The sequence below is a fragment of the Burkholderia sp. MR1-5-21 genome, from assembly GCF_053427715.1.
Window position 1 is genome coordinate 75,651 of sequence record NZ_JBSAXD010000031.1, and the last position, 19,893, is coordinate 95,543.

Genomic DNA, 19,893 nt, shown 5'->3' on the forward strand with positions numbered 1-19,893 from the left:
GGCGGCCATGAACTACCACTTCGACTTCAGTTTCCTCGCCGGCAGTGTCGGCGCGCTGCTCGAAGGCCTCCAGGTCACGATCGTGCTGGCCGTCGCCGCCAACGCGATGGGCCTCGTGCTCGGCTTCCTGCTGTGCCTGCTCGCGATGAGCCGCTGGGCGATCGTGCGCTGGCCGGCCCAGCTCTTCATCGAATTCTTTCGCTGCACGCCGGCGCTGCTGCAGATCGTCTGGTTCTTCTACTGCATCCCGATGATGGTCGACGTGTTCATCGACCCGATCACGATGGGCGTGCTCGCGCTCGGCCTGAACCTGACTGCGTTCAACGCCGAAGCGTATCGCGCCGGCGTGCAGGCGGTGCCGAAGGAACATCTCGACGCGGCCGTCGCGCTGGGCCTGCGGCCGTGGCAGCGCACGATCTTCGTCGTGCTTCCGCAAGCGCTGCGCAGCGCGATGCCGGTACTGCTGACCAACGGCATCGGCAGCCTGCAGCAGAGCGCGCTGGTGGCGATCGTCGCGGTGGCGGACCTGATGTACGTCGCCAAGAGCCTCGCCACGCAAGCGTATCGGCCGCTCGAAACGTATTCGGTGGTCGCGCTCGTGTACTTCGCCCTGTCGCTGCCGATCGCGAAACTCGTTCACATCATCGAGCGTCGTCAGGACGCTGCGGTGCAGCGCTGAGGAGCACGCCGTGAATCTCGATTTTTCCGTCGTCTGGCCCTACTGGCTCGTGCTCGCGAAAGGCCTCGGGCTGACCCTCGTGTTCACCGTGACTTGCGCGATCGTCGGCAGCCTCGCCGGTTTCGTGCTGAGCCTGCTGCGGATGTCGCCATCCCGCTGGCTGAAGGGGCCGGTCACCGCGTACGTGGAATTCTTTCGCGGCACGCCGCTGCTGATCCAGCTGTTCTGGGTGTTCTTCTGCTTCCCGGTCGTGTTCCGGCTGCCGATTCCGCCCTTCCTGTCGGTGCTGATCTCGCTGACGCTGTACATGGCCGCGATCACGAGCGAGACGTTTCGCGGCTCGCTCAAGTCGATCACCGGCGAGCAGCACGACGCGTGCATCGCGCTCAGCCTGTCGCCGCACGTGAAGATCGTCTACGTGATCTTTCCGCAGGCGTTGCTGCGTGCCATTCCGCCGCTGCTGTCGAACGTCGTGAGCCTGTTCAAGGAGAGCGCGCTCATCTCGTCGGTGGGTGTCGCCGACCTGATGTTCGTCGGCCAGAACGTGTCGAACAGCACGGCGCGGCCGGTCGAGTTCCTGACCACCGTGGCCGTCATCTATTTCCTCGTCGCCTTTCCGCTGACCCGCCTGGTCGGCGTAGTGGAGTCCAGGATGCTCAGGCGCTACGCCTATTGACCCTCATCAACCCTCGTCAAGCTGGAGAAATCTCATGCAACTGAAAGGCATACTGCCCGCACTCGTCACGCCGTTCGACGCATCGGGCGCAGTCGATCACGATACGCTCGCGTCGATCCTCGAGTTTCAGCTCGACGCCGGCGTCCGCGGCTTCGTTCCGCTCGGTTCGACGGGCGAGTACTACGCGCTGACGAACGACGAGCGCCGCGCGGTCATGAAGACCGTTCGCGAGGTGGTCGGCGATCGGGGGTTGCTGATCGCCGGCGCGAACGGCTCGTGCACGCGGGAAGTGATCGAGCAGGTCAGGCAGGCGCGCGATGCCGGCTACACCAACATCCTGATCGCGCCGCCGTACTATGCGCTGCCCTCGCAGGACGAACTGATCGGGCACTACGACGCGATTCTCGCCGCGGTGACCGACGTCAACGTGATCCTGTACAACTACCCGGTTCGCACGAACGTCGAGGTCGGCTTCGGCGTGCTCGACGCGCTCAAGGATCATCCGCGCGTCATCGGTATCAAGGAAAGCAGCGGCAACCTGCTGCGCGCGATCGAAATCGGCGGCAAGTACAAGGATCACTATCAGCTGTCGTGCGGCTCGGACGACCAGGCGCTCGACTTCTTCCTGTGGGGCGCGACGAGCTGGATCTGCGGGCCCGCAAACTGCTTCGCGAAGCAGGTCGTCGGCTTCTACGACAAGTTCACGTCCGGCGACATTGCCGGTGCGCAGAACGTGATGCGTTCGCTGTTCCCGGTGATGGCGAGCATGGAGTCGGGCAAGTTCATCCAGAAGGTCAAGTACGGCTGCGAACTCGCGGGCTTCAAGGTCGGCAACGCGCGCATGCCGCTGCAGCCGCTGACCGACGCGGAGAAGGCGGAATTCCGCGCGGTCTTCGACGCGTCGCAGGCCTGACGCGCAGCGCGCACCGGCGCCGCCCGCGCCGGTGCGCAGACACGGGAAACCGAACATGCCGATTCACAGCTTTACCTGTCTCGAAGGCCATACTGTAGGGATGCCGGTACGCATGGTGATCGACGGCGCGCCTTCTCTCCAGGGCGCGACGATGAGCGCGCGCCGCGCGTACTTCGTCGAGCGCCACGACCGGGGCCGCCGTTCGCGGACGCTGGAGGCGCGCGGTCATGCGCACATGTCCGGCACGACCCTCTATCCGCCGCTCAGCGACAATGCCGACTTCAGCCTGCAGGAGTGCGTCAATTGAACGCCGTTCCGCAAGACACCGCCATCGAGGCGCCACGCGCATCCCGGCACGAACCGGCCGTCGTCATCGGCGGTGGCATCGTCGGGGTCTGCTGCGCGCTCTACCTGCAACGCGACGGACATGCCGTCACGCTGATCGATCCGGCCGCGCCCGGCGACAGCACCGCGAAGTGGAGCTGCGGACAGATGGCGGTCAGCGAAGTCATCCCGCTGTCGAAGCCGGGCATCCTGATGAAGGTGCCCGGCTGGCTGATGGATCAGGAAGGGCCGCTCGCGCTGCGGCCGAGTGCGCTGCCCGGCATCCTGCCGTGGTTCTTCCGGTTCGTCGCGTCGGCCCGCCACGCGAAGATCGTGTCGATCGCGAACGCGCTGGCGTCGCTCACGCACGACGTCTACACCGACTACGCGCCGCTGCTCGATGCGTGCGGGAACCGCGCGCTGATCGGCGAGCGCCCGATCCTGGAAGTGTTCGACGATCCGGCTGGCATCGCGCGCGAGCAGCCCCACCTCGATCTGCGACAGTCGCTGGGGTTCTCGTCGCAACGGCTGAACGCCGCGGATATCGGCGACCTGGAACCCGTACTGGCCGGCAAATTCCAGCATGGGCTGTTGTTCCCGGACTGGCGCTCGGTCAGCGATACCGAGGGTTTCATCGCGGCGCTGACCGACAGCTTCGTGTCGCAGGGCGGGCGCCGCATCCGAGCGAACGCCGTACGCATCGACGAGACGTCGGGACGCGCGACGGGCGTGACGCTCGCGAACGGTGAGCGCGTCGCAGCCAGCCAGGTCGTCGTCGCGGCTGGCACGGGCTCGCGGCCGTTTTTCGGCCAGCTCGGCGTGAACGTGCCGCTCGAGGGCATCGCCGGCTATCAGGCGTTGCTCGCCGAGCCCGGCATCGCGTTCCGGCATTCCGTGATCTACGCGGACGGCGGCTTCTGCTTCAGCCCGATGACGCGCGGGCTGCAGATCGGCGGCACGATCGAGTTCGCCGGCCGCAACGCCGAACCGAACTTCAAGCGCGCGGACATCATCCTCGCGAAAGCGAAACGCATCCTGCCCGAGCTGCGCACCGAACGCGTCGAGTACGGCGTCGGCTATCGCCCGTTCCTGCCCGATACGAAGCCCGTCATCGATCGCTCGAAGCGGCTGCCGAACGTGCTGATGGCGTTCGGCCACGGCCAGCTCGGGCTGACACTCGGCGCGACGACCGGACGCCTGATCGGCGACCTCGCCGCCGGCCGGCCGACGCGTCAGGATCTGGCGCCGTTCAGCGCCTATCGCTTCGACTGACATTCGAGATCATCCATGACATCCTACGAACGACTTTTCATCGACGGACGCTGGGTTGCTCCGGCTCGCGGGCAGACCTTCGACACGATCGATCCGAGCAACGAAACCGTGATCGCGAAGGTGGCCGCCGGCACCGCCGAAGACATCGACCTGGCCGTCGACGCGGCACGCCGCGCATTCGACGACGGTCCCTGGCCGCGGATGAGCGGCGCCGCGCGCGCCGCCGTGCTGCGCGCGATCGCGCAGCGCATTCGCGACCGTCTGCCGGAACTCGCCGAACTCGAAGTGCGCGACAACGGCAAGCCGCTGCCCGAAGCGCTGTGGGATCTGGGCGACGCCGCAGGCTGCTTCGACTTCTACGCAGGGCTCGCGGAACAGCTCGACGGTAACGCCGAAACGCCGGTCGCACTGGCCGACGAGCGGTTCAGCTCGATTGTCCGGAAGGAACCGGTCGGTGTCGCCGGCGCGATCATCCCGTGGAATTTCCCGATGCTGATGGCCGCCTGGAAGGTGGCGCCCGCGCTTGCGGCCGGCTGCACGATGGTGCTGAAACCGTCCGAACTGACACCGCTGACAGCGCTGGAGCTGGCTCGAATCGCAGAAGCGGCCGGACTGCCGGCCGGCGTGCTGAACGTCGTGACGGGCCTCGGTCCCGACGCGGGCGCGCCGCTCGCCGAGCATCCCGGCATCGACAAGCTCGCGTTCACCGGCAGCGTGCCGACCGGCAGCCGCATCATGCAGGCCGCCGCGCGCGACATCAAGAACGTGAGCCTCGAGCTCGGCGGGAAATCGCCGTTCGTCGTATTCGACGACAGCGACATCGAAGCGGCCGTCGAATGGATCATGTTCGGCATCTTCTGGAACCAGGGCGAAGTGTGCTCGGCGACGTCGCGCGTGCTCGTGCAGCGCAAGCTGTACGGGCCGCTCGTCGAGCGGCTCGCGCAGGAAACGCGCAAACTCAGGATCGGCAACGGCCGCGATGACGGCGTGCTGCTCGGGCCGCTGGTCAGCCGCGGGCAATACGACAAAGTACTCGCGGCGGTTGCGCGCGGCCGCGACGAAGGCGCGCGGCTCGTGACCGGCGGCGGGCGCCCCGCGCATCTCGACAACGGCTACTTCATCGAGCCGGCCATCTTCGCCGACGTGCCGGAACAGAGCTGGATCTGGCGCGAAGAGATCTTCGGCCCGGTCGTCTGCATCCGGCCGTTCGACAGCGAGGACGAGGCGGTCCGGTCCGCCAACGACTCGCGCTTCGGCCTCGCGGCGGCGGTGATGTCGGCCGATCTCGCGCGCTGCGAGCGCGTCGCCCGCGCACTGCGCGCCGGCATCGTGTGGATCAACTGCTCGCAGCCGACGTTCACCGAGGCGCCGTGGGGCGGATACAAGCAGAGCGGGATCGGGCGCGAGCTCGGCGAGTGGGGCCTGAACAACTATCTCGAGGTCAAGCAGATCACGCGCTACGACAGCGACAAGCCGTGGGGCTGGTATCTCAAGTAAGGTGAATCGATCATGCGCTGGAAGAAAACGCTGCAGCTCGTCGACGTGCATTGCGAAGGCGAGATCGGCAAGGTCATCACGGGCGGCGTCGTCGACATCCCCGGCAAGACCATGCTCGACAAGATGAACTACCTCAACGAGGTCGACGACAGCCTCCGGCGTCTCGTCGTGCTCGAACCGCGCGGCTGCCTGCAGATGTCGGTCAATCTGCTGCTGCCGCCGACCCGGCCCGACGCGCACGCCGGATTCATCGTGCTGCAGGCCGACAAGGCGCATCCGATGTCCGGCAGCAACTGCATCTGCGTCGTCACGGCCCTGCTCGAACTCGGCATGGTGCCGATGCAGGAGCCCGAGACCACGGTCGTGCTGGACACGCCGGCCGGGCTCGTCACGGCCCGCGCGGCGTGCCGCGACGGACGTTGCATCGCGGTGTCGCTCGACATGGTGCCGTCCTTCGTCGAGCGTCTCGATGTGGACGTGGAAACGCCAGGGTTCGGCACGATCAAGGCCGACATCGCGTTCGGCGGCGTCTACTATGCGCTCGTCGATGTCGGCCAGATCGGGCTCGCCATCGCGCCCGAAAATGCGCGGCAACTGGCGATGCACGGGGTACGGCTGAAAGACCTCATCAACCGCCAGATCGCCGTGCAACACCCGCTTCATGCGGAAATCAACGATGTCGCGTACGTCATGTTCCGGAACCGTGTCACCGACACGCTCTACCAGACCTGCACGACCTTGCCGCCGGGCCGCGTCGACCGGTCCCCGTGTGGCACCGGCAGCTCGGCCAACCTTGCGACCCTCGCCGCGCGCCAGCGCGTCCGGGTAGGCGATCGCCTGACGTCGCGATCCACGATCGGCGGGGAATTCGGCGTGGAATTGCTGGGGCTGACCGAAGTGGGCGGCAAGCCGGCGGTCCTGCCGAGGATCACCGGGCGGGCCTGGGTCTACGGCATCCAGCAACTCGGTGTGGACCCGGACGATCCGCTGGCTGCGGGATTCATGCTGAGCGACACCTGGGGCGACGGCTTCGGGTCGGCCGGGACGTGAGGGAGCGATGCTAAACTCGAGAGCGCGCTCGGCGATCCGGGCCGATTACATGAATGGTGGCGTGATGAGCAAAGAGGCCGTTGAAACCGAAGGTGGCGGCCGCCGGCATGGCGGACGGTATGTTTACGAGGAACTGCGCAAGCAGATTCTGACGCTGAAGCTGAAGCCCGGCGTACAGCTCGACGAAATTTCATTGGCCGCGCAGTTCGGGCTGTCGCGTTCGCCGGTGCGGGACGCGATCGCGCGCCTGAGCAGCGAGGGACTCGTCACGATCCTGCCGAACCGGACGACGCTCGTGACGCCGTTCGAGATCGAGGAATTCCCGAAATACATTTCGGCGCTCGACCTGATCCAGCGGGCGGTCACCCGCCTCGCGGCCACCCAGCGCACCGACGCGGATCTCGCGAAGATCCGCAAGGCTGACGACGTCTACATGGACGCCGTCAACAGCGGCGATTTCCAGGCGATGTCGGAGACCAACAAGGCGCTCCACATGGCGATCGCGCACGCGGCCAACAACCCGTACTTCGTCGGTTACTACGAGCGGCTGCTCGGCGAGGGGCAGCGCCTGCTTCACCTGCATTTCGACTTCACGGTGAGCTCGCCCACGGCGGCCAAGCTCGGCCGCGACCATGACGAACTGATCGACGCGATCGCGCGGCGCGACGCAGATGCCGCCGAGAAAGCCGCGCACGACCATACGATGCTGTTTCAGAAGCGATTCCTCGACTACATGAAACAGAACATGACCGAATCGATGGCGATTATTTGACGCCCGGCGGGGGTATCCGGAGAATCGTCGCTGCCCGTGAGGCCGGCGAAGCCGGCCTCGCAACCGCTTCAGTCCGGCCCATCTTTTGCAGTGCAGATTAAAACGTATATGCCACGTTGAAGAGCGTGATCAACGGGTTCGTCCGGATTTTCGTCTTCGTGACCATGTCCGCGCCAACTGCCGTCTTCGCGTAGGTCGTGAGGTTCGTCGACATCGGAATATAGGTCAGCGAAAAGCCGGCCGACCAGTGCTTCGCAATCGCATAGCTCGCGCCGACGGCAAGCGTCGGGTTCCACGACGCACTCAGCGTCGCATGTGTCGAACTGCCGGGACCGAAGCTCGCGTCGATGAAGTCGTTGTTCGTCAGCCGCGTATCCGTGAACCACGTGTAGTTGACGCCAAGCGCGACATACGGCCTGAACCGCGCGTCCGCTGCAAGGAAGTGATATCTCGCCTCGAGCACCGGCGCCATCGGCTTCGACTTGCCGACCACGCCGTAGCGGCTCAGCGTGCCGTCACCGATCAGATCGCTCGTAAACGGCGATCCGGCAAGAAACGCAACCCCGACGTGATCGGTGATGTGATATTCGATCGAGAAGCTCGCTGCGTCGGATGTTCCCACGTGCGCGCCGGTGCCGTTTATCGGCTGATCGACCGGCCTGCCGCCGATACTTTCGACGACCGTCTCGTCCGAGCTGCCCTGCGGCATGATATGCAGCCACCCTATCCCGACGGTCGTGGTCCCGCTGGCCTGGGCATGTGCGTTCCCGGCCGCGGCTGCGAAGCCGACTCCGATCGACGCGCCGACAAGTGCCACAATTTTCCTCTGCTTCATATCTCCTCCTTTCATTTAAGTAGTTTTCCTAATTTAATAGGCAACGTCATGGCAGAGCGTGTTTCGCCCCGCCTGAACCTGGCTTCTATCTATCGAGTCGCGAGCCGTCGGCAGCGGTCACCGTCGTCGAGAACGCGAACGGAAAGCGTCCCAAGATCGCGCTCGCCGGCTCGACATGCGACGGATCGGCAAGCTCGACCTGCAGCGAGATACCGCGTGACGCGTCGTCGCCCATGCTCAGCCTGGCCCCGCCGATACCGGCATCGGCGAGCGCGATGCGCAACGCGTCGAGCATTTCCCGGCGCTTGAGCTCGGGCTTGAAGATCTTGCCGACCGCCGTCAGCGGCATCGCATCGATGATATGAATCCGCTTCGGCAGCGCTGCCCGCTCGCCGATCGAATCGCGCACGAACGCGCTCAGTTCCGCTTCGGTTGTGCTGGCGCCGGATTTCAACTGCACGTAGGCGACGGGCAATTCGCCCGCGTGCGCATCGGGACGGCCGACGGCCGCTGCGATCTGCACGGCCGGGTGGCGATGCAGCGGCTCTTCGATCGTCGCCGGGTCGATATTGTGTCCGCCCCGGATGATCAGCTCCTTCCTGCGGCCGGTCAGCCAGAAGTAGCCATCCGCGTCACGACGCGCGAGATCGCCAGTGTCGAGCCAGCGCCTGCCATCGGCGAGATCGAGCCAAAGACCGTCGTTCTGGCTGGCTTGCGCGTAACCGGCGAATACGTTCGGGCCGGAAATCACCAACTGGCCGACCTCGTCGTCCACGCAATCGCGCACGTAATGTCCGCCACCGTCGACGACCACCGTCTTCATCGCCTGCCCTGGAACGCGCAACCCGATCGACCCGAGCCGGCGCTCGCCAAGCGGAGGATTGACGCTGCTGACGCAAGCGCCTTCGGTCAGGCCGTAGCCCTCGAGAATGCGCACGCCGGTTCGCTGCTGAAACACCCGGAACACCTCGACGGGCATCGGCGCGGCGCCGCACAGCCCGTATTCGAGCGAACGGATGTCGCGATTGCCGACCGGCACGTCGAGCAGCGCTGAATACAGCGTCGGCACGGCGCTGAAGAAATTGATCCGGTGGTGCTCGACGATTTCCCAGAAGCGCTTGACCACCCCGTCGCCGCGATAGCCCTGCGGCGTGCCGAGCACGACGTGCGCGCCACGGGAGAACGGCACGAGGCCGGTTGCCGTCACCGCGTTCACATGGAACAGCGGCAAGCCACAGAACACGGTCTTGCCGGGCCCCATGCCCGCGCCGAACACCTGCCCGACGCTCCACGCATTGGCGACCTCGTTACCATGGCGGCGCATCGCGATCTTCGGCAGGCCGGTTGTCCCGCCCGTACAGAAGTACGACGAGAAATCGTCTGCTTCGAACCGGCGCCGGCTCGTCAGCGCGGTGCCCGGTTCATGTGCGATCGCCCCGGCAAAATCGTGGACGTCGATGTGCGCGGGAACCGCGCCGCGCAATCCGCTGCGTCCATGCAGCCGCATGCATTCGCGACGCTGCATGAACCGTGCGGCGACACGGCGCCAGCCGCGGACCTGGCCTGCCAGGTCGATCAGCACGAGATGCCGCAGCGATGCCACCTGCTCCAGCACCGGCTGGATCTTCGGCCACAGGTCGGTGCCGGGAAACGGCGCCAGCGTCACCAGCACCTTGGCCCCTGCCGCGTTCAGCAAGGACGCGATCGCCGCGCCCTCCAGCAGCGGATTGATCGCGCAGACGATACCGGCCGCCTCGCCGCCCCAGATCACGAAATGCGTTTCAGGAAGGTTCGGCAGCACGTACGCGACGACCGACTGCCGGTCGACGCCAAGCCGCGTGAACAGGTTCGCGGTGCGCGTGATGTCGCGGAGCAGCGCCGCATAGGTCCAGCGCCGCGCGTGGCGATGATCGTCCGTGCGCAGGAAAAACGACAGCGCGGGCGCTGACGGATCGATCGCCGCGCCGCGGCAAATCATCTCGTAGGTGCTGGCGGGCAGGTCAGCCGGCGGCCCTTCCGTCTCGATTGCGACGACGTCGGCTTCGGTTGCGATTGCGTTCATGCGGCCTCGTCGACGACGCGGTTGCGTTGCACACCCAGATCAATCGTCCCGTCGCGGCTCGCGATGCGCGATTCCACGATGTCGCCGGCCTTCAGGTACCGGCTTCTGCCCGCCTGCATCTTCATGAACATCCGCCACTTCACGGGTTCGGGCAATAACGCGGCGATCCGCTGCCTGGCCGGAGACGGCACGCTGAGCGCACACCCCGACGGTGTCCCCGTCGCCAGCAGATCCCCGGCATGAAGGTCGTGCATTCCCGACAGTTCGGTGAGCGTTTCGGCCGGCCCATGAACGAGATTCGCGGCGGAATCGCTCTGGCGCACTTCCCCGTTGACCGTCAACGTCAGCTTCAACTCGCGCAACTGCGCGATGTCGCGCGCGTCGAGCAGGCAAAGGTAAGGCCCCACCGGGCCGAACGTGCGATAGCTCTTGCCTTTGTAGAACTGCATCTGCGGAATCTGGACGTCGCGCGCGGAATAGTCGTTCACGATCACCGCACCCGCGACGTACTCGTGGAGATTGCTATCGGTGATGGTCTGCGGCGACGTGATGTCGCGCTTGAGCACGAGACCCAGTTCGATTTCGTAATCGAGAAACCGCACGTGAGCCGGCCGCACGAGATCGGCGTCGGCCGGCACGATGCAGCCGGGCGCCTTCGTGAAGACCATGTTGAAGGTCTTCACGTCCGGATCCATGCCCGATTCGATCATGTGCTGCCGGTAGTTCGCCCCGAGGCAAACAAATTGCTGGTTGCGTGTGACGGGCGACAGCCACTCGGTTTCCGACTCGGGAATCGTCTGTCCGTCAAGTGCCGCCAGCGTCTCGATGCTGCAGGCGCGCAAGAACGCGCCGGTCGTGTCGAATTCGCCCGGTATCGGTGTCACCCGATGGTTCTTCACCACGCCCCAGCGAGCGCGACCGTCGTATCGGTAGTGCAAAACGTGCAGTGCCATGAATGCGCCTCGGACTGTTCTTTCAATAGTTGGATATCACGCGAAGATCTTCGCGAGCGTGCGCAGCTTCGCGAACGTCAGGTCGGGGCTGCGGCGCAGGTTGCGGACCAGCGCCGACACGCTCGACAGCGTGAGCTTCGGCTTCGTGAAGCTGCGCGGCATCGCGGGCCCCCACTGCGCCATCGCTTCCCGGCTGACCGCATGCACCCCCATCGGCATGTCGGATGTGAACAGATCACCGTCGCAATAGTGCTCGTGCTTGTCGCCCCACGGGTCCTGCCAGTAGTCGAACACCTGGCTGCCGAGAATATGTCGGCCAATCCCCCACGCATGCGTCCAGCCGCTTTCGCGCAGCACGCGCTGCCCGGCGCCGACCGCGTCCGCATCCACCAGCTCGAATGCGCTGTGACTGAATATCGGCGCGAATCCCTGTGCGAGCGCCAGCGTGTGATGATCGGCCGGTGCGCTGCCGCGATCGAGCCGCATGAATGTCACGGCCGGCGAACCGTCGGGCAGCACCTGCACGTCGCTCGGAATGAAGCCGAAGTGACGCGTGTACCACGCGCAGGTCGCCTGGAAATCGGCCAGTTCGAGCACCACGTGCCCGAGGCGGATCACCTCGGGCGCCGTTTCCGGCAAGCGCTGCGTGGCGTTCACGCGCACGATCGCATCGACCGAGTTGAGCAGCAGCGGCGGCCGATGCAGCAGCGCGCCGGCGTATGCCTGGCCGGCAATCGCGTCGACGCGAAAGCCCGACGGATCGACGAGCTGCACGCGATGTCCGCCACCGGGCCACGGCGATGCCTCGACATCCGAGGCCCCCGGTATGCAGGCAAGTTTTTCCAGGGCGGGCATTCCGTCGACTTCGAGGCCGAAACCGACAAAGCGGGCCTTCCCGGCTTTTCGGACCACATAGCAGAACGGCGTCGCGGCGGCGCCGCGAAGAAACAGCGACTCGCTGTCGCGCGACACCGTGCGCAGTCCGAAGTCGTTGAGGAACCGCTCGGCCCTGTCGAGGTCCGGACGTTCGAAAACCAGATGGGACAACGCCCGCGCCTTCGTCGTCGGGTTCGGGTGGCGGGCCGGTTGGGCAGTCCCGAGCTTCATGCTGGCACCTCAGGCAGACGGGAACGCAGGTTGAACAGGGCGAGCCGGCGCTTCGGCAGGCGTACCCAGCAATTCGAGGGTCTCGCAAACGAGACGATCCGATTCGGATGCGGGACCGTCGTGCAGGATCGTCCTGTCCGGGCGGACGACCGCCGCCCAGCCGAACGGCACCGCACGCGGCATGAATGCGCCTTCCAGGTCCTCCCAGCAACCGGTTGCCGCCCGATGCAGGCGCTGACCGCGATGCGCAATCTGGACGACGGTCCCGCCTGCGCCGGCAAATGCGGCGCGCGTCGCCGGATCGAGCGCGGCGTCGGCGTCGAGGCCGAATCCCACCAGCACGAGGCCCCGGCCGAGCACATCGTCGCTCAGGCAGAGCGTACCGTCGCGGCCACGCACCCAGCCCTGTGGCAGGACGCTCCCTCGCGCAAGCCGGGTTTTCGCGGCGCCGGCGACGAACAGGCCGCAGCGGAACGCGTTCCTCGGCTTGATCCCGAGTTCGTCGAAATGCCTGCGAAACCGCGGAACGAGCCGAGCGACGCGCATCAGGCCGTGCGTCAGCAACGCGACACCGGCGTTGCGCGGCATCACCAGCCTCCCCATGAACTTCGCGAGACCGATCATCGCCTTCACGTGAGGGCGCCGCTCCTGATCGTAGGTGTCGAGAATGCGGGGCGCCGCCCGCCCGTGAATGACCCACGCGAGCTTCCAGCAGAGATTCGCGGCATCGCGCAAGCCGGCGACGAGCCCCTGCCCGACGAACGGCGGCGTGATGTGCGCAGCATCGCCCGCGAGAAACACGCGCCCCTTGCTGAAGGCGTTCACCGTTCTTGCATGGAAGCGATATACGGCCTTGCGCTCGATCACCATGCCATCGGTGCCGCCCCACGGCGCCAGCAACGCGCGAACGCGCGCATCGGACTCCATCTCGTCGCGCGTTTCGCCGGGACGAAGCATGAATTCCCAGCGCTCGCGCCCGCCCGGGGCAGTCATGTGCGGCGTCGGGCGCCGGTGGTCGCAGATGAATTCGACGTGATCGATCGGATTGCGAACGTGACGGGCGTCGACGATCAGCCAGTCTTCGGCAAACGTCTTGCCGTCGAATGCCTGGCCGATCAGTTGCCGCACGAGCGAGCTCGCGCCATCGGCGCCGACGACGTAGCGTGCCCGGACCTCGTGGCGGCGTGTCAGCCCGACGTCCAGCGACGCGACGACATGGTCGTCCTGCTCGTCGAGCGAGACGAGCGTCACGCCGAACGCCGTTTCTACGGAGTCGTGTGCGACGAGCCGCGCACGCAGGCAACGCTCGAGGTCGGGCTGGTAGAACGTGACGAGTTTCGGATGACCGTCCGCGCCGCCGAGCGTATTCACCTTGCCGAATTCGCCGAGCCACGGCGAGCGCAGGCGCACACAAGGTATCGCGACGGTCTCGAGATCGGTCTCCGCGACGCCCGCGCGCTGCAGGATGCGCAGCGCCTCGTTATCCAGCGCGATCGCGCGCGGCGCCATGAATATGTCGGTTGCCTTGTCGACGACGAGCACACGCACGCCATCGCGCGCGAGGAGGTTGGCCACCATCGCGCCGACCGGCCCGCAGCCCACCACGAGCACGTCGACGCTCGACGGCAGGTGGCGCGGCTCCGGACGCGATGCGCCGTTGCCGCCCACTCTGCCCGCTTTGCCCGCCTCGCTTGCTGAACTCATCTCCACCACCGTTCCGTCTCCATTTTTTTGCACACGGCGACTCGGCCACTTCTACGCGCCGCATTTCTGACATTAAATTCATAACTGATAATTTTGTCAATTTTGATGGTGGAACGTATACTCGAAACCCAAGCCTCCCACCCAAGCACCGATGTCGAACGCCTTTACCCGCCGTACCGGATCGCCGCGCCCGGCGGCCGAAGCCAGCGAACCCGCTGCGGCCCGCGAGCCGCGCGGCGCGCGCCGCAAGCGCGAAACGCGGATGCGCCTGCTCGAGGCTGCCATGAGGCTGATGGCGGAAAAAGGGATGGAAGGCGTGGCGATCAACGAGATCACGGAAGCCGCGGACGTCGGCTTCGGCTCGTTCTATAACCACTTCGAATCGAAGGAAGCGATCCATGCCGCGCTGACGGACTGGGTGTTCGAAGAATTCGCCGACACCCTCGATCGCGTGGCTGCCGACTTGTCCGACCCGGCCGAAGTGATCGCGGTGTCGGTCCGGCACACGCTGCTGCGTGCGCGGCGCGAGCCGGTCTGGGGGCAATTCCTGATTCGCGAGGGATTGTCGGCACGCGTGCTGACGCACGGTCTCGGCCCCCGGCTCCAGCGGGATCTTCAGAAAGGGATCGCTGCCGGGCGCTTTGTCGTCGACGATCCGCTGATGAGCCTCGTCTCGGTGGGCGGCACGGTGCTCGCCGCCATCGCGGCCGAACTGCACTTCAGCACGGTCGACGCATCCGTGGCCGACATGCTCAACGCTGTCGGATACAGCGAGACTCACTACGCGGAGCGTGCGGCGGCGGCGCTGTTGCAATCGCTGGGGCTGCCGCGCGCGGAGGCCGTCGAGATCGCCAATCGGCCGTTGCCGGGTGGGGTGTCTGAATCCACGCCCGAATGACGTCGAACGCGCCTCTCACGCCATAAGAAACGGCCCGACGCAAGCGTCGGGCAGCATGTCTCGGCGTCCGATCAGAACCGGTAGCCGACCGAGACGAACGAGGTGACCGGATTGATCGTCACGTTGGCCGTGCTCGTCACAGTGCCGACAGGCGCCCGGGTCGTGAGCGTCGCCTTGGTCGAGAGCCAGACATACGAGATCGATACGCCCACCGACCAATGCGAATCGAGATTCCAGGTCAGGCCGGCATTGACGATCGGCGCGAACGACTTGCTCAGCGACACCGACGTCGGACCTTCGAGCCGCGTGCCGAGCGTCGGCGAGGCCAAAAATTCGCCCGTCGCGACCTTGCTGCTCAACTCGACGCTCCTGAACCACACGTATGCAGCGCCGGCGCCCACATAGGGCCTGAAGCGCGCCGACGGCTCGCCGAAATGATATTGCGCGAGAATCGCGGGGCTCCACGCGCGCGCCGTTCCCAGTTCCCCAACGCTTGCGATCGTCCCTGTGCCGCTCAGGTGCAGCTTGGGCGGAATCCCCAGGATCGTCTCGACCGCGACATGATCCGTCAGGAAGTAAGTCCCCGTGAGCGCGGCGGTATCGACGTCGGCGACGCCCGCGCCACTTCCCGCGATCGCGGCCGAGTGCCCCAGCGCACTTACCGTCAACGGCTGGCTCGAATCCTGCGGTGCCAGATGCATCCATCCGGCATTGAACATCCATTGGCCTGCCGACTGCGCATGCGCCGCCGGTATTGCCGCGATCGAAAGGAACAGCGCCGCGGTTGTGTGCTTCATGTCGTCTCCGAATCTTGTGATGGGGGTACTGCTGCAGGAACACGCGCCGCCATGCGGCAGCGAATGGCGGTCGTCCGGCACGGACACGCATCGACGCTCCGTATCGCCGGGAATTTCGATGGCTTGCGCATTGCCCGTCCGCCAACGCGTGCAATGGGTGGTCCGCCGCCGTGTCCGGACGAACGGGATCAGCACACCTGTCCGGAAAGCACCACTGCGTGAACGAGGGCTTCGCTCAGCGATTTCTCAGCCTGTCGATGAGCCGGACGCTTGCGCCCGCGGCCGCCCGCTTCAGCCACAGAAGCGGTCCGTCGTCGTGAACGGATACGTCGGCGATTCGCTCGCCATCGGCAGCGAGGCGCGGAAACAGGCGAAGCGCGTGACCGCGATCGATCCCCGCGCGCGCGTCGGCGTCCCAGATCGGCGAACGTTCGAGCGTGTCGCGCTGCATCGCGGTCACCGGAGCCGGCGCGAACGGGAAATCGCTGCCGAAGAGAATCTGTGACGGCTCGACGAGCTCGCGCAGCGCCGCCTGCGGATAGGCCGCGGGCGACAGCGCCGTGTCGAAATGGAACCGCCGGATGTAGGTCAGCACGCCCGCAGGCATCTTCGACGTGTAGTCGGGAAGGAGATTGGCGAGCGACAGCCGCCACGCGACATACGGAAGGAATCCGCCCGCATGCGCCAGAATCCACCGGATTTTCGGGTAGCGTTCGAGCGTACCCGTCAGCATCAGGTTCAACGCCGCGCGCGTCGTATCGCACAGGAATTCGATCAGGAATCCCGGAGCGCCGAGCCCCAACTCCTCGCTCGATCGATGCAGGTTCGGATGGACGAACGCGACGGTGCGGCGGCGATCGAGCTCGGCCATCAGTTCGTCGAATTCCGGTGCGCCGAGGAATGTCCCCTCGGTACTGCCGAGCAGGACAACGCCGTCCGCCTTCAATACGTCGAGCGCATGGACGGCTTCCTCGCATGCGTGCCCGGTGAATGGCATCGGGAGCACGGCGAACGATCCGAACCGGCCCGGATGCCGTTCGCACAATTGCGCAGCGTATTCGTTGCATTCGCGTGCGAGCGTACGCGCTTCGTCGAGGCTGCCGAAATACACGCCCGGCGCGGAAATCGACAGCATCGCTGTCCGGATCGCATTCGCGTTCATCACGTCCAGCGACGCCGCTACGCTCCATTCGGGAAGCTCGGCACCCGCGACCTTGTGCATGCCGCGGCGGGACATGGCCGCCTTGTAGGCAGGCGGTACGAAGTGGTGGTGAACATCTATGCGGTGCACGGAAAACTCCAGTCCATGATAGTTATCAAGCAGTGCGAATTAGCGTGTACGGTTGCACGCCCGAGCCGATCATCGTCGAAAGCCCTGCGGTCCGGACGCCCTGCACATCTACCGTTGGCGAGCCGCAACGCAATGCAACGCCACCCTGTTACCGGAACGGCGGGACGTGCAGGCTGCCGCGGCGCCATCCGCCGACGACTGCCATGCACGGGTGACGCACCCCGTGACTTATGCCGTCACGACCGAAGCGTCGGCTTGCGTTCCATGTGTCTTCAGCAAATCCAGCGCCACATCGACGATCATGTCCTCCTGTCCGCCGACCATGCCGCGGCGCCCCAGTTCGACGAGGATATCGACCGTCTTGAGGCCATACTTCCGCGCCGCCCGCTCCGCATGCCGCAGAAAACTCGAATACACGCCCGCATAGCCCAGCGCGAGCGTTTCCCGGTCGACGCGCACCGGCCGGTCCTGAAGCGGGCGCACGATGTCGTCCGCCGCGTCCATCAGCCGGTACAGATCGGTGCCGTGATGCCAGCCGAGGCGTTCCGCGGCCGCGATGAACACTTCGAGCGGCGCGTTGCCTGCGCCGGCGCCCATCCCCGCGAGACTCGCATCGACACGATCGCAGCCCTCCTCGACCGCGACGATCGAGTTCGCGACGCCGAGGCTCAGGTTGTGGTGCGCGTGGATGCCCGTTTCGGTTTCGGGCTTGAGCGTGTCCTTGAACGCCCGCATGCGATCTCGGATGTCGCTCATGTTCATCGCGCCGCCGGAGTCCACCACGTAGCAGCAGGTCGCGCCATAGCTTTCCATCAGCTTCGCTTGCGCCGCCAGCGCTTGCGGCGTCTGCATGTGGCTCATCATCAGGAAGCCGACGGCCTCCATGCCCAGTTCGCGAGCCTGTTCGATGTGCTGCCGGGAGATATCCGCCTCCGTGCAGTGCGTGGCGACGCGCACCACCCGTGCGCCTGCGTCGTACGCAGCCCGCAGGTCGTGCACGGTGCCGATGCCGGGCAGCAGCAGCGTGGCGATCTTCGCGTGGCTGACCACACCGGCGACTGCCTCGATCCACTCGACGTCGGTATGCGCGCCGAAGCCGTAGTTGAAGCTTCCGCCCTGCAGGCCGTCGCCGTGTGCGACCTCGATCGAATCGACCCGGGCTGCGTCGAGCGCGGCAGCGATCCGTTTCGCCTGCGCGATGCTGTACTGATGACGAATCGCGTGACTGCCGTCGCGCAACGTCACGTCGGAAACGTAGAGCTTCTTGTCCATATGACCGGAACTCACGATGGGTTGGCGACGAGACGAGCGGCGACCTTCTCCGCCGTGATCTTGGCGGCGCTCGTCATGATGTCGAGATTGCCGGCGTAGGCGGGCAGGTAATGGGCCGCGCCTTCGACCTCGAGAAAGATCGAGGTTTTCAGGCCGGCCATCCGTTCGCCGACGCCGGGAATCCGGATCGGCCGATCCGCATCGATGCGGTCGAACTGCACGCGCTGCTTCAGGCGATAGCCGGGCACGTACGACTGCACCGCTGCCGCCATGCGCGACACCGATTCCTCGATCCGGCTTTCGTCGGCGAACTCGCTGAGCGTGTACACCGTATCGCGCATCACGAGCGGCGGCTCGGCCGGATTGAGCACGATGATCGCCTTGCCTTTGGCCGCGCCGCCGACCACCGAGATCGCGCGGGACGTGGTCTCGGTAAATTCGTCGATGTTGGCGCGCGTGCCGGGCCCCGCGCTCCTGCTGGAAATCGACGCGACGATTTCGCCGTAATGGACCTTCGCGACCCGCGACACGGCGGCCACCATCGGAATCGTGGCCTGACCGCCGCAGGTCACCATGTTGACGTTAAGCGCGTCGAGGTGGCGCTCGCCGTTCACTACCGGGATGCAATATGGCCCAATGGCCGCCGGCGTCAGGTCCACGAAGCGGATGCCGGGCTTGATCGTGCGCAGGAAGGCATCGTTGCGCACGTGGGCCGACGCCGATGTCGCGTCGAACACGATGTCGATCTCGTCGAACACGGGCATCCGCGCGAGCCCTTCGACGCCATCGTGCGTCGAAGGCACGCCCAGGCGCGCGGCGCGCTGCAGTCCGTCGGACGCCGCGTCGATGCCGACCATCGCGCCCATCTCGATGTGCTCGCCGTGACGCAGGATCTTGATCATCAGGTCGGTGCCGATGTTGCCGCTGCCGATGATGGCAACCTTGAGTTTCTTGCCCATCGCCATCGTCCTCATCCGATGCGGCAGCTCACGCTGCCGAGCGCGCCGATCTGCGCATGAATCGTGTCCCCGGAGGCGACCGAAATCATCGGGCCCAGCGCGCCGGACAGGATGACATCGCCAGCACGCAGCCCTTGCCCGCGCTGCGCCATTGCGCACGCAAGCCAGTGAACCGCCCGCAGCGGGTGGCCAAGGCACGCGGCGCCGCTGCCCGTGGAAACGACCTTGCCCTGCCGGGTCATCGACATGCCCAGTTCGCCGATCGACAACCGGCCGACGGAGACCGGCTGGTGACCGAGCACGTACAAGCCGCAGGACGCGTTGTCCGCGACGGTGTCCTCGAGCGTGATCCGCCAGTCCGCGATCGCGCTGTCGACGATCTCGAGCGCTGGAAGCGCATAGGCGAGCGACGCCAGGACCCGGCCGTAGCTCGGCGCGTCGTCGTCGAGATCGCGCCCGACGACGAAGGCCACTTCCGCTTCGACCTTCGGCTGCAGCAGGCGGCTCATCGGAATCTCGTCTGCGTCGAGATATTCCATGTCGTCGAACAGCACGCCGAAATCCGGCTGGTCGACGCCCAACTGCTGCTGTACCGCGATCGACGTCAGGCCGATCTTCTTGCCGACGATCCGGCGGCCCGCGGCGATCCGCGCGGCGGTGTTGGCTTCAGCGACGGCATAGGCGGCGTCGGGACCGGAAATGCCGAACCGGGTGGCGATGGGTTCGACCGGCATGCGAGCGGCGCGTGCGTTGCGCAACACGTCGGCTGCCGCCTGAATGACAGTGTGATCAAGCGATTGATGCATGGCGAATATAAGAGTGAAAATCGATC

The 19,893-nt window shown here is 65.9% G+C and carries 19 protein-coding genes; 9 read left to right on the forward strand and 10 right to left on the reverse strand.

From position 1 onward, the window contains the following. Positions 1 to 7: 7 nt before the first annotated feature. The 8 genes from ACV229_RS32100 to ACV229_RS32135 are packed head-to-tail and all read left to right on the forward strand — an operon-like array spanning position 8 to position 7,183. On the forward strand, positions 8 to 679 hold the full coding sequence (locus ACV229_RS32100) for an amino acid ABC transporter permease (RefSeq protein WP_448087109.1): 672 nt from the start codon (positions 8 to 10) through the stop codon (positions 677 to 679). 10 nt (positions 680 to 689) lie between these two features. Beyond that, a complete protein-coding gene (locus ACV229_RS32105) occupies positions 690 to 1,355 on the forward strand; it encodes an amino acid ABC transporter permease (RefSeq protein ID WP_448087110.1) in 666 nt (221 codons plus the stop codon). Between the two features lie 34 nt (positions 1,356 to 1,389). Further along, positions 1,390 to 2,268 carry a dihydrodipicolinate synthase family protein gene (locus ACV229_RS32110; protein ID WP_448087111.1) on the forward strand — a complete coding sequence of 293 codons (879 nt, stop codon included), beginning with the start codon at positions 1,390 to 1,392 and terminating at the stop codon, positions 2,266 to 2,268. A gap of 55 nt (positions 2,269 to 2,323) precedes the next feature. Next, positions 2,324 to 2,575, forward strand: a complete 252-nt coding sequence (locus ACV229_RS32115) for a proline racemase family protein (protein ID WP_448087112.1) — start codon at positions 2,324 to 2,326, stop codon at positions 2,573 to 2,575. Beyond that, positions 2,572 to 3,864 carry an NAD(P)/FAD-dependent oxidoreductase gene (locus tag ACV229_RS32120; RefSeq protein WP_448087113.1) on the forward strand — a complete coding sequence of 431 codons (1,293 nt, stop codon included), beginning with the start codon at positions 2,572 to 2,574 and terminating at the stop codon, positions 3,862 to 3,864. The genes ACV229_RS32115 and ACV229_RS32120 overlap by 4 nt, the downstream gene beginning before the upstream one ends. Before the next feature lie 15 nt (positions 3,865 to 3,879). Beyond that, positions 3,880 to 5,361, forward strand: a complete 1,482-nt coding sequence (locus tag ACV229_RS32125) for an aldehyde dehydrogenase family protein (RefSeq protein ID WP_448087114.1) — start codon at positions 3,880 to 3,882, stop codon at positions 5,359 to 5,361. Between the two features lie 12 nt (positions 5,362 to 5,373). Beyond that, positions 5,374 to 6,411 (forward strand): proline racemase family protein, encoded by a 1,038-nt coding sequence (locus ACV229_RS32130; RefSeq protein WP_448087115.1) that lies wholly within the window; start codon positions 5,374 to 5,376, stop codon positions 6,409 to 6,411. A gap of 7 nt (positions 6,412 to 6,418) precedes the next feature. Continuing rightward, positions 6,419 to 7,183: a GntR family transcriptional regulator gene (locus ACV229_RS32135; protein ID WP_448087116.1), complete on the forward strand. Its 765-nt coding sequence runs from the start codon at positions 6,419 to 6,421 to the stop codon at positions 7,181 to 7,183. Between the two features lie 97 nt (positions 7,184 to 7,280). Here the strand turns inward: ACV229_RS32135 and ACV229_RS32140 are convergent, their stop codons facing one another. From ACV229_RS32140 to ACV229_RS32160, 5 genes are all read right to left on the reverse strand, one after another. Beyond that, positions 7,281 to 8,018 carry an OmpW/AlkL family protein gene (locus tag ACV229_RS32140; protein ID WP_448087117.1) on the reverse strand — a complete coding sequence of 246 codons (738 nt, stop codon included), beginning with the start codon at positions 8,016 to 8,018 and terminating at the stop codon, positions 7,281 to 7,283. A gap of 85 nt (positions 8,019 to 8,103) precedes the next feature. Next, on the reverse strand, positions 8,104 to 10,080 hold the full coding sequence (locus ACV229_RS32145) for an acyl-CoA synthetase (protein WP_448087118.1): 1,977 nt from the start codon (positions 10,078 to 10,080) through the stop codon (positions 8,104 to 8,106). Next, complete coding sequence (locus ACV229_RS32150) at positions 10,077 to 11,033, reverse strand: fumarylacetoacetate hydrolase family protein (RefSeq protein WP_448087119.1); 957 nt, start codon at positions 11,031 to 11,033, stop codon at positions 10,077 to 10,079. The genes ACV229_RS32145 and ACV229_RS32150 overlap by 4 nt, the downstream gene beginning before the upstream one ends. A 36-nt stretch (positions 11,034 to 11,069) precedes the next feature. Further along, on the reverse strand, positions 11,070 to 12,140 hold the full coding sequence (locus ACV229_RS32155) for a VOC family protein (RefSeq protein WP_448087120.1): 1,071 nt from the start codon (positions 12,138 to 12,140) through the stop codon (positions 11,070 to 11,072). Positions 12,141 to 12,149: 9 nt separating this feature from the next. Then, positions 12,150 to 13,844 carry a bifunctional 3-(3-hydroxy-phenyl)propionate/3-hydroxycinnamic acid hydroxylase gene (locus ACV229_RS32160; protein WP_448087121.1) on the reverse strand — a complete coding sequence of 565 codons (1,695 nt, stop codon included), beginning with the start codon at positions 13,842 to 13,844 and terminating at the stop codon, positions 12,150 to 12,152. A 151-nt stretch (positions 13,845 to 13,995) separates the two neighbouring features. Here ACV229_RS32160 and ACV229_RS32165 point away from each other — a divergent pair, with 151 nt between their 5' ends. Beyond that, entirely contained in the window at positions 13,996 to 14,742 is a 747-nt protein-coding gene (locus tag ACV229_RS32165; protein WP_448087122.1) for a TetR/AcrR family transcriptional regulator, read from the forward strand. 71 nt (positions 14,743 to 14,813) lie between these two features. On the opposite strand, the gene ACV229_RS32170 is transcribed toward ACV229_RS32165, so the two are convergent. From ACV229_RS32170 to ACV229_RS32190, 5 genes are all read right to left on the reverse strand, one after another. Next, a complete protein-coding gene (locus ACV229_RS32170; protein WP_448087123.1) occupies positions 14,814 to 15,539 on the reverse strand; it encodes an OmpW/AlkL family protein in 726 nt (241 codons plus the stop codon). A gap of 235 nt (positions 15,540 to 15,774) precedes the next feature. Continuing rightward, entirely contained in the window at positions 15,775 to 16,830 is a 1,056-nt protein-coding gene (locus ACV229_RS32175; RefSeq protein ID WP_448087124.1) for an amidohydrolase family protein, read from the reverse strand. 228 nt (positions 16,831 to 17,058) lie between these two features. Then, positions 17,059 to 18,102, reverse strand: coding sequence for a 4-hydroxy-2-oxovalerate aldolase (gene dmpG, locus ACV229_RS32180; protein WP_448087125.1), 1,044 nt, complete (start codon positions 18,100 to 18,102; stop codon positions 17,059 to 17,061). A gap of 11 nt (positions 18,103 to 18,113) precedes the next feature. Then, positions 18,114 to 19,061 carry an acetaldehyde dehydrogenase (acetylating) gene (locus ACV229_RS32185; protein WP_448087126.1) on the reverse strand — a complete coding sequence of 316 codons (948 nt, stop codon included), beginning with the start codon at positions 19,059 to 19,061 and terminating at the stop codon, positions 18,114 to 18,116. Positions 19,062 to 19,072: 11 nt separating this feature from the next. Next, positions 19,073 to 19,867, reverse strand: a complete 795-nt coding sequence (locus ACV229_RS32190; RefSeq protein ID WP_448087127.1) for a 2-keto-4-pentenoate hydratase — start codon at positions 19,865 to 19,867, stop codon at positions 19,073 to 19,075. Positions 19,868 to 19,893 lie beyond the last annotated feature (26 nt).